A 15063-nucleotide genomic window follows, 5' to 3' on the forward strand; every position below is an offset into this window, starting at 1 on the left:
CCGGACTCGCGCGCTGAAACAGGGACGTTGCCGCTCGCGGTCGGTTGCAGGATGTCCGAAGATTAATGACGCGAGACTGATCCCACAATCCGCATTCGATCAATATTGCGCGATCATCGGACGCAAGTGCGCGCATAGCGCGCGTTTTGCGCGTTTACACCGAGCGTTGCCGCATTCGAATGCGACGATAAACCGTCGGCAGTTCGCCCGTGCTACCTTGGAGATTCAATCCCGATACAACACTCACTGATATACTACATACGGAATATTGATTTTTGCGGCATTGCAGCATATGATTGAGTCATTCGTTCACTCAATCATTCGGAGTTACAAATGGAATTTGTTCCTCTCTCGCTGTTTGCTGCTGCTGTCGTGGGTTTGGGCGCTGCGGCCACGGTTCTGCTGACTCGCTGGATTCCGCAACCGGTTGCGCAGCTTGCAGCGCAGCATGGCCGCTTCGTGGGCCTGGGCGAGCAGCGCGGCGCAGCCATGCCGGCCGCGTACCGTGCACATGTTCAACAAGAGGCGATGAATGTCGTCAGAACTTCAAACTGAAGCAGTGGCCACACCTTTAACGTTGTCATTGCAGCCCATCGGCGCGAGCGCGAGCCTGCGCGATCAGGCGTATGCCATGCTCCGCCAGGCCATTGCGGACGCGGACATCTACCAGAACCGCGAGGAAATCCGCCTCGACGAGCGCGTGCTGAGCGAATCGCTCGGCGTGAGCCGCACGCCGGTGCGCGAGGCCATGACTCTGCTCGAGCAGGAGGGTTTTCTGCGCATGGTGCCGCGGCGCGGCATCTATATCGTGCGCAAGAGCAAGCGCGAAATTGTCGAAATGATCCAGATGTGGGCCGCGCTCGAAAGCATGGCGGCGCGTCTTGCCACGCTGCACGCCACAGACGAGGAAATTGCCCGCCTGCGCCATATGTTCGACAACTTCCGCGACGCCACGCCGGCCGAGCATATTGCCGAGTATTCGGATGCCAACATCGCGTTTCACCAGGCGATCGTCGAACTGTCGAAGTCGCAGATCATTCTCGACACGATCAAGAACATCTTCATTCACGTGCGGGCGATTCGCCGCATGACCATTTCGCAGAGCGACCGCGCTTCGCGTTCGATCGTCGACCATCTGCGCATTATCGAGGCGCTGGAGCAGCGCGATACCGAACTGGCCGAGCGTCTCACGCGTCAGCATTCGCTGGATCTCGCGGCGTTTGTCGAGGCGAATTGTGATTTTCTGGACTGACGGCCAAGCAGGCGGCAGTTGATCGGCAAGCGGGATGAGAAGGGCCCACGGCGCAAACGCCGTGGGCCTTTTTGTTTGCGCCGCCAGAGGCGCGAATTCGCGAATGGCGGCAGACGTGCGGGATTAACCTCGCTTGACGGTGTTAAAAATATGGTATGTGATATATCAAACGTGCCGAACCGGGATTGCAGCTCAAGGTTTTCCCGATCGGCCCGCGCGTTCACCGCTTTTCCAGACCATGCACCAATAAGCCTCGCCCTTCAGGAGACAGGACATGAGCAAAGCACTCGACGGTGTGCGCATTCTCGACTTCACGCATGTGCAATCCGGACCCACCTGCACGCAGCTGCTGGCATGGTTCGGCGCGGATGTGATCAAGGTCGAGCGGGCGGGCGCGGGTGACATCACGCGTGAGCAGTTGCGCGACATTCCCGACGTGGACAGCCTCTACTTCACGATGCTCAACCACAACAAGCGCTCGGTCACGATCGATACGAAGAACCCCGAAGGCAAGCAGGTGCTCGAAGCGCTGATCCAGAAATGCGATGTCCTGGTGGAGAACTTCGCGCCGGGCGCGCTGGACCGCATGGGCTTCACGTGGGAGCGGATCCAGGAGCTGAATCCGCGCATGGTCGTCGCTTCCGTGAAGGGCTTCGGCCCAGGGCCGTACGAGGACTGCAAGGTCTATGAAAACGTCGCCCAATGCGCGGGCGGCGCCGCCTCCACCACAGGCTTCGACGATGGGCCGCCGGTCGTGACGGGCGCGCAGATCGGCGATAGCGGCACCGGCTTGCATCTGGCGCTCGGCATTGTCACCGCGCTTTATCAGCGCACGCACACCGGGCGCGGCCAGCGCGTGCTCGCCGCGATGCAGGACGGCGTGCTCAATCTGTGCCGCGTGAAGCTGCGCGACCAGCAGCGGCTCGAACGCACCGGCACGATGAAAGAGTATCCGCAATATCCGAACGGACAGTTCGGCGAAGCGGTGCCGCGCGCGGGCAATGCGTCCGGCGGCGGTCAGCCGGGCTGGATCCTGAAGTGCAAGGGCTGGGAGACGGACCCCAACGCGTATATCTACTTCATCACGCAGGCGCCGGTATGGGCGAAGATCTGCAATGTGATCGGCAAGGAAGAGTGGGCGACCGATCCCGATTACGCGACGCCCGCCGCGCGTCTGCCTCATCTCAAGGATATCTTCGCCGAGATCGAACGCTGGACCATGACGAAGACCAAGTTCGAGGCCATGCAGATTCTCAACCGGTACGACATTCCGTGCGGACCGATCCTGTCGATGAAGGAAATCGCCGAAGAACCCTCGCTGCGCAAAACCGGCACGATTGTCGAAGTGGATCATCCGACTCGCGGCAAATACCTGACGGTTGGCAATCCTATTAAATTGTCCGATAGCCCGACCGAAGTCACGCGTTCACCGCTGCTCGGCGAACATACCGACGAAGTCATGGCCGAACTCGGCTATTCACCCGAACAGATCAGCGCACTGCGCACAGCCGGCGCGATCTAGGCGCACAGGAGCGACGTATGGATACGTGGATGCGATTCATGTCGAGCGACGGCGGCGTCGTATTCGGCCGTGTGGAGGGCGGTTATCTGCACGAATATGAAAGTCTCGATCAGCCTGTACCGACCGGCGCCGTGCTGTCGACGCGCGCGCTGACGCCGCTTGCGCCGTGCGCGCCCGGCAAGATCGTCGCGCTGTGGAACAACTATCACGCGCTGGCGGCGAAGCTCGGCAAACCCGTGCCGGCGCATCCGCTGTTCCTGCTGAAACCGGCCGGTTCGGTGATCGGCGCGGGTGAGCCGATCCAGCGGCCGCTCGCCTATGCGGGCAAGATCGTTTATGAAGGAGAACTCGGCATCGTGATCGGGCGGCGTTGCCGCGATGCGAGCGTCGAAGAGGCGGCCGAGGCGATTTTCGGCTACACGCTCGTCAACGATGTCACCGCTGCCGATCTGCTGAACGAGAATCCGCATTTTCCGCAATGGTGCCGCGCGAAGGGCTTCGATACGTTCTGCTGCATCGGGCCGGCGATCGTCTCCGGTTTCGACTGGCAGCGCGCGCGTCTCATCACGACGCTCGATGGCGTGGAGCGGCAGAACTATCCGCTCACCGATATGGTTTTCTCGCCGGCCGAGCAGGTGCGTCTGATCTCGCAGGATCTCACGCTCGAACCGGGCGATGTGATTGCGTGCGGCACGTCGGTCGGCGTCGGGTCGATCAGGGACGGCGCGACGGTGTCGATTACGGTCGAGGGGATCGGCACGCTCAGCAACACCTTGAACGCCGCGCGCGTGGCGACCGTGGCGGGCGCGGAGCCGGTCGTGGCAAGCGCCGGCTGACGGCCGGCCGGTTGCGCGATCCATTGGGCACGTGCCCATGCATTCCGACACGAAGGAGCATGCATGCCGCTAGCGTATGACAGTACCGTATGGTGTTCGCTGGCTGTGGTGTTTGCTTCCGTGCTGGCCGTCGCGCTCGCTGCAGTCGGACAACTGCAGTTCGATCGACGACCGAAGCGCCGGCCCGACTGGCACGCCGGCGCACTGGCCGCCGCACTGGCGGGGCTTTTTGCGGCGGGGCTGGGCGCGAGCAACGGCGTGATCGGCGCCGCGGTGGCGGGTGCGGTGCCCGGCGCGTGGCTGGCGCGCCGACGCAACCTGACACGGCGGCCGCGCCTCGTTGCCCTGTTGGGCAGCGGCATGGGGCTCGCTGTCATGTCGGGCGGCTTTGCGCGTTATCTGTCGTCGGCGGTACAGGCTAACGTCGAGCGCATCGGACTCTATGTCGCCGTGTTCATTGGCGCGTTGATCTTTGCCACCTCGGCGATTGCGTTCTGCAAACTGCGCGGTGCATTGGAGCCGGCGGCGGTGGCGCGCCCGGGCCACGATATCGTCAATCTGCTGGCACTGCTGCTGTGCGGCTGGCTCGGGTATGGCTTCGTCACTGAGCAGGCGCAGCCATTCGGATTCGCTGCGCTAGTCGCGACAAGCGCGTTGGCCTGCGCGATGGGTGTGCATCTGATGATGAGCCGCGAGTATTCCGACGGCCACGAGTCCGGCGGACATGCTTCGGGCACGCTTGCCTTTGCCGCGCGTTGCCGCAGTCATAACCATAGTCTGACGACGGACAAACGCGGGCTGTTGGAGCGAATCGAATGGCGCGGCGGCGAAGAGCAGAGCTGGACGCTGCGCGACCTGACGCGAGGCGACGTGCGCACGGCAGCCTACCCGCATTGTCGAAGCAAGCGACATGAAGTGAACGGGGACGGCCGAAAACGCGTGTGCGCGCACCATCGAACGACTCGCACCACAACGCGGCGTGTGTTATGAATGCACGCCTATGTGAAACGGCAAGTACCGCGCAAGGCGGGAGCGAGATCCCACCGGCGCTCTCAACCGCCTGTCGCGGCGAACTCGCTGAAGTACTGGGCCTTCTTGTGCAGAATGAGTTGAGCGAGAAAGTCCGCCTCGTACGCACGGTGAAGATGGCCGTGAAACCGCTCGATATAGGCGGTGATCCGGGCGGCTTCGCTGTTGAACTCCTTGAGCACGTCGAGCGTGGCGCGATCCCAGCGGAAACGCAGGCCGAGGTCGCTGAAGGCCGCGTTGTACGCGCTCAGGTGCGCATCGTCGGGATGGAGCGCGGCGACACGGGCGGTGTGCGCGCTGCCATGAGACTCAACCGAAGCGTGATTCATGACCGGCCTCCTGGGCTGACGAGTGAAGAAACTCGCTTGCAGCATAGAAGTCCTGACGAATCCGCAATAGTTAAAGTTTCATTGGGTCTCCATAGCCTACTGCTTATACACGCTCAATTCCTTGACGCGCGTGATCTTTTCGATCAGGTTCGCGCCTTCCTCCATGAGAAAACGTTTGAACGCGACCGCTACCGGCGGCAGGCGCTTGTTCTTGCGGTGCACCACGTACCAGTTGAGCATGACCGGAAAGCTTTCGACGTCGAGCACGACCAGATGGCCGAGCTGCAGTTCGAGGCTGATCGTATGCGCGGACAGGAAGGCGATGCCCATGCCCGCGATCACGGCCTGCTTGATCGTCTCGGTGCTTTTGATCTCCATCGCGATCTTGAGGTTGGCGAGGCGCCCGGCGAAGCCTTCTTCCATCGAATTCCACGTGTCCGAGCCGCGTTCGCGCACGATGAACGCTTCGCTCGCCAACTGACCGATCCTGATGTTGCGCTTGTGCGCAAGCGGGTGCGTGGGTGCCGCCACGATCACGTACGGGTGCGGCGCGAACGGCTCGTTGGTCGCGTCGGTTTCGTGGGGCGGGCGCACCATCACCGCGAGATCGGTCTGATTGGTGGCGAGCTGATGCAGCAGTTCTTCGCGGTTGTGCACGGCGAGGTTGAGCACCACGCCCGAGTAGCGGCGCGTGAATTCGGCCAGCAGTCGGGGAAAGAAGTAGTCGCCCGCGCTGATCACCGCGACATTCAGCTTGCCGCCGGAGACGCCCTTGAGCTGGCTCATCGCTTCGTCCACTTCGTGGAACTGCTGGATGATCGCGCGGCTGTAGTGAAGCATCTCGGTGCCGGCCGGTGTCAGATAGATTTTCTTGCCGAGTTGTTCGAACAGCGGCAGCCCCGCGTGTTCTTCGAGTTGGCGCACCTGGGTGGAGACGGCCGGCTGTGTGAGATGCAATTCTTCCGCGGCGCGCGAGAAGCTCAGGTGGCGCGCCACCGTTTCGAAAACCTTGAGTTGACGCAGAGTCGCATTTCGCATCGTCATGGCCGATGTATAAGCAAACGTGAATCAACATAATAACAAACTTTAATTATTAGTAATTCAGCAATGACCCTAGCATGGCTCTGTATAAGAAAGCGGAAATGCCGCCGCAACGATCGGTAAAGTACTCGGGTTAACGCTGGGATTGCAGGCCTTTTCGGCGCGAGGTCCAGTGCTTCATCACAGTGCGGGACATTAATTGATCGGAATAAAGTACTTTCCCGAAAAGCGAAGATTCAAGCCGGCCGGATTTAAAAGCAGCGGATTAAAGACGCAAATATCAGATATTCCCGGGAGCACGGCTTTTCGGGTCATGACCATAAGGTGGGACGCATACAGCGCGGCATATCCCGAGGGGACTTCCTTCGCGACGTTGGCCGGCTGCACCACATAAATAGTGGAGACAAGGCTCATGGACGATATCACTCAGCAGACCACGGCCCGCGTGTTTTGGGCGAACCGTTGGTGGCAGCTCGTCATCGGCATGGTGTGCATGGCACTGGTCGCCAATCTTCAATATGCGTGGACGCTATTCGTCACGCCGATGAACGCGCGGCATCACTGGGGCGAGGCGTCCATTCAACTGGCGTTCGCAATCTTCATTCTGACCGAAACGTGGCTCGTGCCGCTCGAAGGCTGGCTCGTCGACAGGTTCGGGCCCCGGCCCGTGGTCGCCGGCGGCGCTGTGTGCGCGGGCGTTGCATGGGTGATGAATTCGTACGCGACGACCTTGCCGATGCTATACGTCTCCGCCGTCATCGCCGGGATCGGTGCGGGCGGCGTGTACGGCACGTGCGTGGGCAACGCGTTGAAATGGTTTCCTGACCGGCGCGGTCTCGCCGCGGGGCTCACGGCCGCGGGCTTCGGTGCGGGTGCGGCGGTGACGGTGATTCCGATCGCCAACATGATTACGCGCTCGGGCTACGAGCACACGTTCTTCTTCTTCGGCATCCTGCAAGGCGGCTGCATTCTGGCGCTCGCGCTGCTATTGAAGAAGCCCAACCTGCGCCAGCAACCCGCACCGAAGAAAAAGTTCGCCGTCTCGAAGGTGGACTTCACGCCGGGCCAGATGATCAGGACACCGGTGTTCTGGGTGATCTACGTTTCGTTCGTGGCGGTGGCCGCGGGCGGTTTGATGGCGACCGCGCAGATCGGTCCGATCGCCAAAGACTGGGGTCTCGCTCGCATCCCGATGACGATCTTCGGCATGACCTTGCCGCTGCTGACCGCCACGCTCTCCATCGACAATGTGTGCAACGGCTTTACGCGTCCGCTGTGCGGTTTCATTTCCGACAAGCTCGGCCGTGAAAACACCATGTTCGTGATCTTTATCGGCGAGGGTCTCGCGCTGCTCGGCCTGATGCAATACGGTACCAATCCGTATGCGTTCATGACATTCGCCGCGTTGATCTTCCTCTTCTGGGGCGAGATATTCTCGATCTTCCCGGCAATCTGTGCCGATACCTTCGGCAGTAAATATGCGGCGGCCAACGCGGGCACCTTGTACACCGCTAAGGGCACGGCTTCGCTGCTGGTGCCGGTTGCTTCGGTCCTGTCGGCGACCGGCGGCTGGAGTCTCGTCTTCATCGTCTCCGCCGTGGTGACGATCGCCGCGGGTGTCTCAGCGAAATTCATACTCGCGCCGATGCGCGCGCGCTGGATCGAAACACACGATGAGCCCCAGGGCGTGCTGGCGGTGGCCGGCACCGCCAAGGCCTCGCGGATGAGCCACTGGCCCGAGCAGACAGGGGAATAGGGTGAGCGGCCCGCGCCCGGTAGCGACGTCATGAATGTTTCGTTGCAGCAACTCAAGGTGTTCGTCGCGGTTGCGCGCGAGCGGAGTTTTACGCGCGCGGCGCGTGAGTTCGATCTGACGCAATCGGCAGTGAGCCGCTGTGTGCGCGAGCTCGAAGAAGCCGTGGAACTGAAACTCTTCGACCGTACCACGCGCCAGGTCGAACTGACCCATGCAGGTGCGAGTCTCGAACGAAGGATTGGCCGACTGCTGGATGAAATCGAACTGACGCTGCGTGAAGAACGGGCTGCTTATGACGGCCACACCGGCGTGGTGGTGCTGGCGAGCAATCCCGTGCTGTCGTCGGGTTGGGTGGCGCAGGGGCTTGCACGATGCGCGGCGGCTTTTCCGGAGTTGATCGTCTCCGTCAGGGATCAGCCGCAAGGCGGCGTGCTCGCGAGTGTCGAGCAAGGCGAAGTGGACTTCGGCGTGGTGTCGCTGGCCGAACCGCTCGCCGGCGACCTGTTGCACGCGCAAGTGGTTTTCACGACGCCGCTCCACGCGGTGATGCCGCCCGCGCATCCGCTTGCACGCCATGCCGCCGTTGCATGGAGCGCGTTGCACGAATGGGCGCTCGTCACGCTGAACGCCGACGCGGGCATGCGCCCAGCGCTCGAACTTGCCTTTAACTCGGGCGGAGTGAAGCGCAGGCCGGTGCAGGAGTTCGGGCATGTCGCGGCGGTCCTGCGCATGGTCGAACTGGGGCTCGGCATCGGCGTATTACCTGTCGACGGGCATTGGCCCGAAGTGAGCTCCTCGCTCGTGAGCCGGCCGCTCTCGCCCGCGATGAATCTGACGACGCTCCTCGTGCATCGCCGCAACCGTTCTCTCAGACCCAACGCCGCGGCCGCCTGGGCACAGTTCTCCACGCCGGCCGGCGCGATTTCGAATGCCGCCGACGTGTCGCCGTGCGCTTCGCAAGCGCGACCGGGGTCGAGTGTTGCACGCGACGGCGCCGTGCTCCACGAGCCCTAGCCACGCTACTCGTTGCGAGCCGGTTCGCAAATATTCAGCCCATTCACTATCGTAGCCAGCATTTCAGGCAAGGAGCTTCATGATGGAAACTGAAACCGACCTCAGGCGCCATGATCTGCTGATCGACGGCAAGCGCTTGCCACCCGGCACCGGCGAGTATTCCGTCGACATCGACCCCGCCACCGAAGAGCCGATCGCGCTGGTAGCGCAAGGCAGCGCCGCCGACGTGGACGCGGCCGTGCACGCGGCACGTGCCGCACTGAAAGTGTGGAACGCGATACGGAGCGCCGAGCGCGGCCGCATTCTGATGCGTCTTGCCGGCCTGATGCGCGCGAATCTCGAGGAACTCGCCGCGCTCGAAAGCCTCGATGCCGGCAAGCCGATCGCCGCGGTGATGCGTCAGGACATTCCGGCCGCGATCGATACGCTCGAATACTACGCAGGCTGGTGCGACAAGATCAACGGCCAGGTCGTGCCGGTGCGGCCCGATGCATTGACGTACACATTGCGTGAACCGGTCGGTGTGGTCGCCGCGATCGTGCCGTGGAATTTCCCGCTGATGATCGGCATGTGGAAGATCGCGCCGGCGCTCGCGTGCGGGTGCACGCTGATCGTCAAGCCCGCGGAGATCACGCCGCTGAGCGCGCTGCGCATCGGCGAACTCGCACTCGAAGCGGGCGTACCGCCGGGCGTGCTGAATATCGTCACGGGCAAGGGACGCGTGGTCGGCGACGCGCTGGTCGCGCATCCCGGCGTCGACAAGGTGACGTTCACGGGCTCGCCTTCCGTGGGGCGCGGCATTCTGCAAGGCGCGGCCGGCAATTTCAAGCGCGTCACGCTGGAACTCGGCGGCAAATCGGCCAACCTGATTTTCCCGGATGCCAATCTCGACAACGCGGTGCGCGCGGCGGCGGCGGGCATCTTCTTCAATACCGGCCAGGTGTGTTCGGCCGGCTCGCGCATTCTCGCCCATCGCGATGTGTACGACGAAGTAGTCGAGCGCCTCGCCGCCCGAGCCAGGTCGATCAAGGTCGGCGATCCGTCGTCACGCGAAACGTCGATGGGGCCGCTCATCTCCGCGGCGCAGATGAAAACGGTGCTGGGCTATGTCGAAACGGGGCGCGCCGAAGGGGCGTCGCTCGTGACCGGCGGCGCGCGGGTGGGCGAGCGCGGCTTCTTTGTCGAGCCGACTGTCTTTGCCGACGTCGAGCATGAAATGCGCATTTCGCAGGAGGAAATCTTCGGTCCGGTGGTGAGCGTGATCCGCTTCGACGACGAAGCCGACGCGATACGGATTGCTAACGGTACGTTATATAGCCTCGCCGCGGGCGTGTGGAGCGCGGATATCGGCCGCGTACACCGGGTGGCACGGGATCTGAGGGCGGGGACCGTGTGGATCAATACCTATGGCTACACCGATGTGCGCCTGCCGTGGGGCGGATCCGGCGACTCGGGGTTCGGCCGCGAACACGGTGACGTCGCGATTGAGAATTTCACCGAACCCAAGGCGGTGTGGCTCGCTATCGACCAGTAGCGGCGAATAAAAGAGGATCGAATGCGCGTGTGGCATTCGATCCTCTTTTTGCTTGCGGACGCTTGGCGATAAACGTCTTGTGATTCCGCATTCGGGGATCTCAATTCCCCTGCAACGCCATCCGTTCGCGCAGTTTGACGAGTGCCAGCACGACATCGATAGTGGGCGTGGGCTCGGCAACGAGGCGTCCCATTTCCTGCACGACGGTCAACAGCGGATCGATCTCCATCGGCCGGCGGTTCTCCAGATCCACCAGCGTCGAGGTCTTGTGCGCGCCGACCGCGCCCGCGCCATCAATGCGCTTTTCCACATCCACGCGAAAGTGCACGCCGAATTGATCTGCAATGCGTTTGGCCTCCAGCATCATCGTGCGCGATACGGCGCGTGTGCCGGGGTCGCTGGTGAGCACGTCGAGCGTGGCGTGCGTCAAGGCGCTGATCGGGTTGAAGCACAGGTTGCCCCATAGCTTGAGCCAGATTTCATCGCGGATATTGTCGCGGATCGGCGCTTCGAAACCGGCCGCCTGCATGATCTCGTGCAATTGCTGAATGCGCGGCGTGCGCTCTCCGCTCGGCTCGCCAATCGGGAATTTCTTGCCATACACATGCTTGATGACGCCGGGTTCGACGATTTCGGCGGCGGGATAGAGCACGCAGCCGATCGCCCGTTCGGGGCCGAGCTTCGTCCATTGAGCGCCGTCCGGGTCGACACTGGCGAGGCGCGTGCCCGCGAACCTGCCGCCGTGCTGATAGAAATACCAATACGGAATGCCGTTGACGCCCGTGACGATCGCCGTATGTTTGCCGAGCAATGGCTGCATGGCGTCGACTACGCCGGGCAGCGAGTGCGCTTTCAATGTGACGATCACGAAGTCCTGCACGCCGAGCTCGCTCGGGTCGGACGTGCAGCGTACCGGCGCGCTGTACGTCTCGCCGTCCATGATCAGACGCGCGCCGTGTTCGCGCATGGCCGCGAGATGCGCGCCGCGTGCGACGAAACTCACATCCGCGCCGGCGCGTGCGAGCTGCACCCCCATCAAGCCGCCGATCGCTCCCGCTCCGAAGATACAGATCTTCATGATGCCGCTCCTCTGACGATGAATAGTCGCTTGCCCGGTGCCGTATATCGCCGCGCACGGTCTCTGGGTCATTGGTCGAGGATAAGGGCGCGAGACGATTGCAGATAGTTAAAGTTTCTCAGTCAGTCCATTAGGGATAGGTTATGCACGGCGAGAGGCTGGACTGTTTTTAGAAGTTTCAAAAACCGATCCAAAAACTAGGCTCGGAAGCTGACAAATGCAGTGTCTGATTCGGAAATTTCCCGTTTTTGGGCAATCCTGATGGGCGCAGAATGCGATCTCTTTGAAACGTGATGCATTCGGTTGGCATTGCAAACGGACTGTATTGAGAGTGATGCCATGTGGCCGAGGATCGTTTTGGACTATTCCGTCATGTTTGCGCATATGGCGCCGGTGAACCGCTTACTCAGCGTCGAAGCCGGCGTTCAGCGCCGCAGCGCTGCCGGGTGCTAAGGCAAGCGCCATGCGAACGGCAATTCGTCAACCCGCCGGCCGGAATTTCGCGGACGTGGACAGCATGCTGGCTCGTCTGCTCGACGTGATGCTCATCGCGTTGGGCGCGGCGCTGGCCTCGTTCGCGCTTACGCCCCACGCAGGGCTGTCGATTTTCGAGGGCGCTTTCGTCGCGTTCGACATGGCCTTCGCCATTTTGCTGCTGCCGTGGTTCGGCGTGTACGACTCATGGCGTGGCCGCTCGAAATGGCGTTTGGCTACCAACATCGTATTCGGCTGGATCGCGGTGCAGATTTGCGGTCTTGCCATGTTGTTCCTGCTTCACCGTGCCGCGTCGGTGTCCCGCCTGTGGTGCGTGAGTTGGACCGCGATCACGGCGGTCGGGCTGGTCGCTTCGCGGCTTCTGGTGCACGCGGTTCTCGGCCGCCTGAGGCGTGCGGGCGGGAATCTGCGGTTGGTGGCGGTGGTGGGTGCCGGCGCGCATCGCGACCGGGTAATCGCCAATATCGTGCGCTCGCCGGACGCGGGCTTCCGGGCGGTTGCGACTTTCAATACGCGGCAGGCGCGTGAGTGCGATTTTCCCGGCTTGCCGTCGTTCGGGCGTCTGCGGGAATTCGCGGAGTGGGTGCGCCGCGAACAGATCGAAGAGGTCTGGCTCGCGTTGCCGATGTCAGAAGAGGACACCGTATTGCGGATCCTCGACGAATTCAGCGGCGACCTCGTGAATTTGCGCTTCATTCCCGACGTGCGCAGCCTCGCGATGTTCGATCGCAACGTGATCGATCTGGTCGGTGCGCCGGCCATCAATCTGATGGCTTCGCCAATGACACCGTATGCCCTGATCCAGAAGGCGCTTTTTGACCGGCTGTTTGCGGCTGCGGCATTGCTTGCGCTGACGCCCGTGATGCTTTCGATTGCGGTTGCCGTCAAGGTGACTTCGAAGGGGCCGGTGCTGTTTACCCAGCGGCGCAAGGGCGCGGACGGGCGCGTCTTTCGCATTTACAAGTTTCGTTCGATGCGCGAGCACGCGTCGCGGCCCGGTGTGGTTCGCCAGGCCACGCGAGGCGATCCGCGTGTCACGCGCGTGGGAGCGTTCCTGCGTCGTACGAGCCTCGATGAGTTGCCGCAGTTTCTGAATGTGCTGCGCGGAGAAATGTCGGTAGTGGGACCACGGCCGCACGCGATCGAACACGACGACCAGTACCGGAGCATCGTCGACGGGTATATCCATCGCTACCGGATCAAACCCGGCATTACAGGATGGGCGCAGGTGAATGGCTTTCGCGGTGAGACGGACCGGATCGAAAAGATGCAGGCGCGCGTGGAGCACGATCTGTACTACTTGCGCAACTGGTCGTTTGGATTGGATATGCGCATCGTTTTTGCAACGGTGGTGAGGGGGTTGCGGCATCGGAATGCGTATTGAAATGCGACGTCATGACTTTCCTTCAATCAGGCTGAATATGAAGTACTGCTGATTGGAAGAGACGGCGCATAGCCCAGTGGAACATGAATCAGATCTGCCCAATAGCGGGCAGCGAGAACGTCGCTTCGGCGCGTTTTCTTGAATAGGTTGAGTGCGATGTTAGCGGTATTTTTGACCCGGCCGGCGTTCAGGCTCGGGGCGTTGATGACGGCGGTAGCGCTGTTGAGCAGTGCATGTGCGGTGGCGCCCGGTATGCGAATGGAAACATCTCGTGTGCAGGACATGTCGGGTGCGTCCGGTGTGCCGGGCGTTGCCGGAGAAGCGGGAGAAAGCGCAGTAAGCGAAAAGGCCGATGCAACGGCGGGCACGCCGGACATCGCTATTACCGAGGTTGACGCGGCGTTGCTTTCGCAATTGGCTCAAAGCCGGAAACAGCAGCAGCTCGAACTGTCGCAACTGCTTTCCGGAGAACCGCAGGCTTACACGGTTGGACCCGGCGACGTGCTGCAGATTGTCGTTTGGGATCATCCGGAATTCGCGGCCGCGCTCGGTTCCGCGCAGACCCAATCGTCTTCGCGGCCGGGTGATCCGCTGGCCGGATTCATCGTCGATCAGAACGGCAGCCTGACATTTCCGTATGCGGGCACGCTGCACGTGGCGGGTCTGCGCACGGAAGAGATACAGCAGCGCCTGAGCAGCGCGCTCGCGAGGTACTTCGTCAAGCCGCAGGTGACCGTGCGCATGGCGTCTTATCGGGCGCACCAGGTGTATGTCGATGGAGAAGTGCATAGCCCCGGCGCATTGGCGGTCAACGACGTGCCCATGACGCTTTACGAAGCAGTCGGCCGCGCCGGCGGATTCAGCGAAACCGCCGACCAGAGCGACCTGGTTCTGGTGCGCGGCGACCGCTCTTATCGCGTGAACCTGACGCAGATGCTCGCACAGGGACTGAGCCCGTCGCGCCTCTATCTGAAACCCGGTGATCTGCTGCGTGTCGTCTCGCGAGACGAAAACGACGCATACGTGATGGGGGAAGTGAACAGGCCTGTCGCCGCAATTCCGCGCCGCACCGGACGCATGACGCTGGCCGACGCACTTGCGCAGGCCGGCAGCGTAAATGCGTCGACTTCCGACGCAGCCCAGATGTTCGTGATCCGCGGCTCGCTGACGGGATCGCCGCAAGTGTTCCACCTCGACGGCCATTCTCCGGTCGCGATGCTGCTCGCCAAGGATTTCGAATTGCAACCGAAGGACGTGGTGTATGTGGACGGCAGCGGCCTCGTTCGCTTCAATCGCGTGCTGAGTCTGCTGATGCCGTTGATCAGCACGGGGCTGACTGCGGGGGTGATTGCGAAATGACCCGCATTTTGATGGTGTGTGAGGGGAATGTTTGCCGCAGTCCGGTGGCACGGGCACTTCTCGAACGGGCTTTGCCGCGTGTCTCCGTGAGTTCCGCAGGTACGCGTGCGCTTGTTGGCAGGCATGCGGATCCGCTGGCGGTTCAGGTTGCGCTGGAGCATGGGGTGGATATTAGTGGTCATGTGGCGGCGGCGCTAAGCGATGAACACGTGCGCTCGGCAGATGTCGTGTTGACTATGACGGGCACTCAGCGCGCGTTGATTCTCGATCGATTCCCATCCGCCAGGGGAAAGGTTTTCCGGCTGGGCGAACACGAGCAGCTCGACATTGTGGATCCGTATCAGCGGCATCGTGTCATTTTTGAACTGGCCTTCGCGCAAATCGAGCACAGCGTTTTGAAATGGTGCGAAGACATTGCCAGGCTGATGCATTGA

General features: G+C 62.0%; 15 protein-coding genes. 11 read left to right on the forward strand and 4 right to left on the reverse strand.

Going from position 1 to position 15063, the window contains the following annotated elements:
• Positions 1 to 333 precede the first annotated feature (333 nt).
• From BXE_RS25840 to BXE_RS25860, 5 genes are all read left to right on the forward strand, one after another.
• Positions 334 to 555, forward strand: a complete 222-nt coding sequence (locus BXE_RS25840) for a hypothetical protein (RefSeq protein WP_040123985.1) — start codon at positions 334 to 336, stop codon at positions 553 to 555.
• Complete coding sequence (locus BXE_RS25845; RefSeq protein WP_011491078.1) at positions 533 to 1252, forward strand: GntR family transcriptional regulator; 720 nt, start codon at positions 533 to 535, stop codon at positions 1250 to 1252. The genes BXE_RS25840 and BXE_RS25845 overlap by 23 nt, the downstream gene beginning before the upstream one ends.
• A 274-nt stretch (positions 1253 to 1526) precedes the next feature.
• Positions 1527 to 2774, forward strand: a complete 1248-nt coding sequence (frc, locus tag BXE_RS25850; RefSeq protein WP_011491079.1) for a formyl-CoA transferase — start codon at positions 1527 to 1529, stop codon at positions 2772 to 2774.
• Positions 2775 to 2791: 17 nt separating this feature from the next.
• Positions 2792 to 3610 (forward strand): fumarylacetoacetate hydrolase family protein, encoded by an 819-nt coding sequence (locus tag BXE_RS25855; RefSeq protein WP_011491080.1) that lies wholly within the window; start codon positions 2792 to 2794, stop codon positions 3608 to 3610.
• Between the two features lie 63 nt (positions 3611 to 3673).
• Entirely contained in the window at positions 3674 to 4600 is a 927-nt protein-coding gene (locus tag BXE_RS25860) for an NAD(P)(+) transhydrogenase (Re/Si-specific) subunit beta (protein WP_011491081.1), read from the forward strand.
• Positions 4601 to 4662: 62 nt separating this feature from the next.
• Here the strand turns inward: BXE_RS25860 and BXE_RS25865 are convergent, their stop codons facing one another.
• The 3 genes from BXE_RS25865 to BXE_RS25875 form a co-directional block, all read right to left on the reverse strand.
• The gene (locus tag BXE_RS25865) at positions 4663 to 4968 is read right to left on the reverse strand and encodes a hypothetical protein (protein WP_040123982.1); all 306 of its coding nucleotides are present in this window, start codon (positions 4966 to 4968) and stop codon (positions 4663 to 4665) included.
• A 96-nt stretch (positions 4969 to 5064) separates the two neighbouring features.
• Complete coding sequence (locus BXE_RS25870; protein ID WP_011491083.1) at positions 5065 to 6012, reverse strand: LysR family transcriptional regulator; 948 nt, start codon at positions 6010 to 6012, stop codon at positions 5065 to 5067.
• Positions 6013 to 6204: 192 nt separating this feature from the next.
• Positions 6205 to 6423 (reverse strand): hypothetical protein, encoded by a 219-nt coding sequence (locus BXE_RS25875; protein ID WP_040123980.1) that lies wholly within the window; start codon positions 6421 to 6423, stop codon positions 6205 to 6207.
• Here BXE_RS25875 and oxlT point away from each other — a divergent pair.
• From oxlT to BXE_RS25890, 3 genes are all read left to right on the forward strand, one after another.
• The gene (oxlT, locus tag BXE_RS25880) at positions 6422 to 7765 is read left to right on the forward strand and encodes an oxalate/formate MFS antiporter (RefSeq protein WP_011491084.1); all 1344 of its coding nucleotides are present in this window, start codon (positions 6422 to 6424) and stop codon (positions 7763 to 7765) included. The genes BXE_RS25875 and oxlT overlap by 2 nt on opposite strands.
• A gap of 30 nt (positions 7766 to 7795) precedes the next feature.
• Positions 7796 to 8779 carry a LysR family transcriptional regulator gene (locus BXE_RS25885; protein ID WP_011491085.1) on the forward strand — a complete coding sequence of 328 codons (984 nt, stop codon included), beginning with the start codon at positions 7796 to 7798 and terminating at the stop codon, positions 8777 to 8779.
• Between the two features lie 82 nt (positions 8780 to 8861).
• Positions 8862 to 10313 (forward strand): aldehyde dehydrogenase family protein, encoded by a 1452-nt coding sequence (locus BXE_RS25890; RefSeq protein WP_040123977.1) that lies wholly within the window; start codon positions 8862 to 8864, stop codon positions 10311 to 10313.
• A 100-nt stretch (positions 10314 to 10413) separates the two neighbouring features.
• Here BXE_RS25890 and BXE_RS25895 read toward each other — a convergent pair whose 3' ends face one another.
• The gene (locus tag BXE_RS25895; protein ID WP_011491087.1) at positions 10414 to 11391 is read right to left on the reverse strand and encodes a 2-dehydropantoate 2-reductase; all 978 of its coding nucleotides are present in this window, start codon (positions 11389 to 11391) and stop codon (positions 10414 to 10416) included.
• A 463-nt stretch (positions 11392 to 11854) separates the two neighbouring features.
• Between BXE_RS25895 and BXE_RS25900 the strand changes: the two genes are divergently transcribed.
• From BXE_RS25900 to BXE_RS44540, 3 genes are all read left to right on the forward strand, one after another.
• On the forward strand, positions 11855 to 13270 hold the full coding sequence (locus BXE_RS25900; protein WP_011491088.1) for an undecaprenyl-phosphate glucose phosphotransferase: 1416 nt from the start codon (positions 11855 to 11857) through the stop codon (positions 13268 to 13270).
• Positions 13271 to 13474: 204 nt separating this feature from the next.
• On the forward strand, positions 13475 to 14629 hold the full coding sequence (locus BXE_RS25905; RefSeq protein ID WP_011491089.1) for a polysaccharide biosynthesis/export family protein: 1155 nt from the start codon (positions 13475 to 13477) through the stop codon (positions 14627 to 14629).
• The gene (locus BXE_RS44540; protein WP_011491090.1) at positions 14626 to 15063 is read left to right on the forward strand and encodes a low molecular weight protein-tyrosine-phosphatase; all 438 of its coding nucleotides are present in this window, start codon (positions 14626 to 14628) and stop codon (positions 15061 to 15063) included. The genes BXE_RS25905 and BXE_RS44540 overlap by 4 nt, the downstream gene beginning before the upstream one ends.

Origin of the sequence: Paraburkholderia xenovorans LB400 (assembly GCF_000013645.1) — a bacterium.
Lineage (GTDB): Bacteria > Pseudomonadota > Gammaproteobacteria > Burkholderiales > Burkholderiaceae > Paraburkholderia > Paraburkholderia xenovorans.

Bases quoted from the DNA above. Each gene is read 5' to 3' on its own strand.
- BXE_RS25840 (WP_040123985.1), top strand. From the start codon at position 334: ATGGAATTTGTTCCTCTCTCGCTGTTTGCTGCTGCTGTCGTGGGTTTG.
- BXE_RS25845 (WP_011491078.1), top strand. From the start codon at position 533: ATGTCGTCAGAACTTCAAACTGAAGCAGTGGCCACACCTTTAACGTTG.
- frc (WP_011491079.1), top strand. From the start codon at position 1,527: ATGAGCAAAGCACTCGACGGTGTGCGCATTCTCGACTTCACGCATGTG.
- BXE_RS25855 (WP_011491080.1), top strand. From the start codon at position 2,792: ATGGATACGTGGATGCGATTCATGTCGAGCGACGGCGGCGTCGTATTC.
- BXE_RS25860 (WP_011491081.1), top strand. From the start codon at position 3,674: ATGCCGCTAGCGTATGACAGTACCGTATGGTGTTCGCTGGCTGTGGTG.
- BXE_RS25865 (WP_040123982.1), bottom strand. From the start codon at position 4,968: ATGAATCACGCTTCGGTTGAGTCTCATGGCAGCGCGCACACCGCCCGT.
- BXE_RS25870 (WP_011491083.1), bottom strand. From the start codon at position 6,012: ATGACGATGCGAAATGCGACTCTGCGTCAACTCAAGGTTTTCGAAACG.
- oxlT (WP_011491084.1), top strand. From the start codon at position 6,422: ATGGACGATATCACTCAGCAGACCACGGCCCGCGTGTTTTGGGCGAAC.
- BXE_RS25875 (WP_040123980.1), bottom strand. From the start codon at position 6,423: ATGAGCCTTGTCTCCACTATTTATGTGGTGCAGCCGGCCAACGTCGCG.
- BXE_RS25885 (WP_011491085.1), top strand. From the start codon at position 7,796: ATGAATGTTTCGTTGCAGCAACTCAAGGTGTTCGTCGCGGTTGCGCGC.
- BXE_RS25890 (WP_040123977.1), top strand. From the start codon at position 8,862: ATGGAAACTGAAACCGACCTCAGGCGCCATGATCTGCTGATCGACGGC.
- BXE_RS25895 (WP_011491087.1), bottom strand. From the start codon at position 11,391: ATGAAGATCTGTATCTTCGGAGCGGGAGCGATCGGCGGCTTGATGGGG.
- BXE_RS25900 (WP_011491088.1), top strand. From the start codon at position 11,855: ATGCGAACGGCAATTCGTCAACCCGCCGGCCGGAATTTCGCGGACGTG.
- BXE_RS25905 (WP_011491089.1), top strand. From the start codon at position 13,475: ATGACGGCGGTAGCGCTGTTGAGCAGTGCATGTGCGGTGGCGCCCGGT.
- BXE_RS44540 (WP_011491090.1), top strand. From the start codon at position 14,626: ATGACCCGCATTTTGATGGTGTGTGAGGGGAATGTTTGCCGCAGTCCG.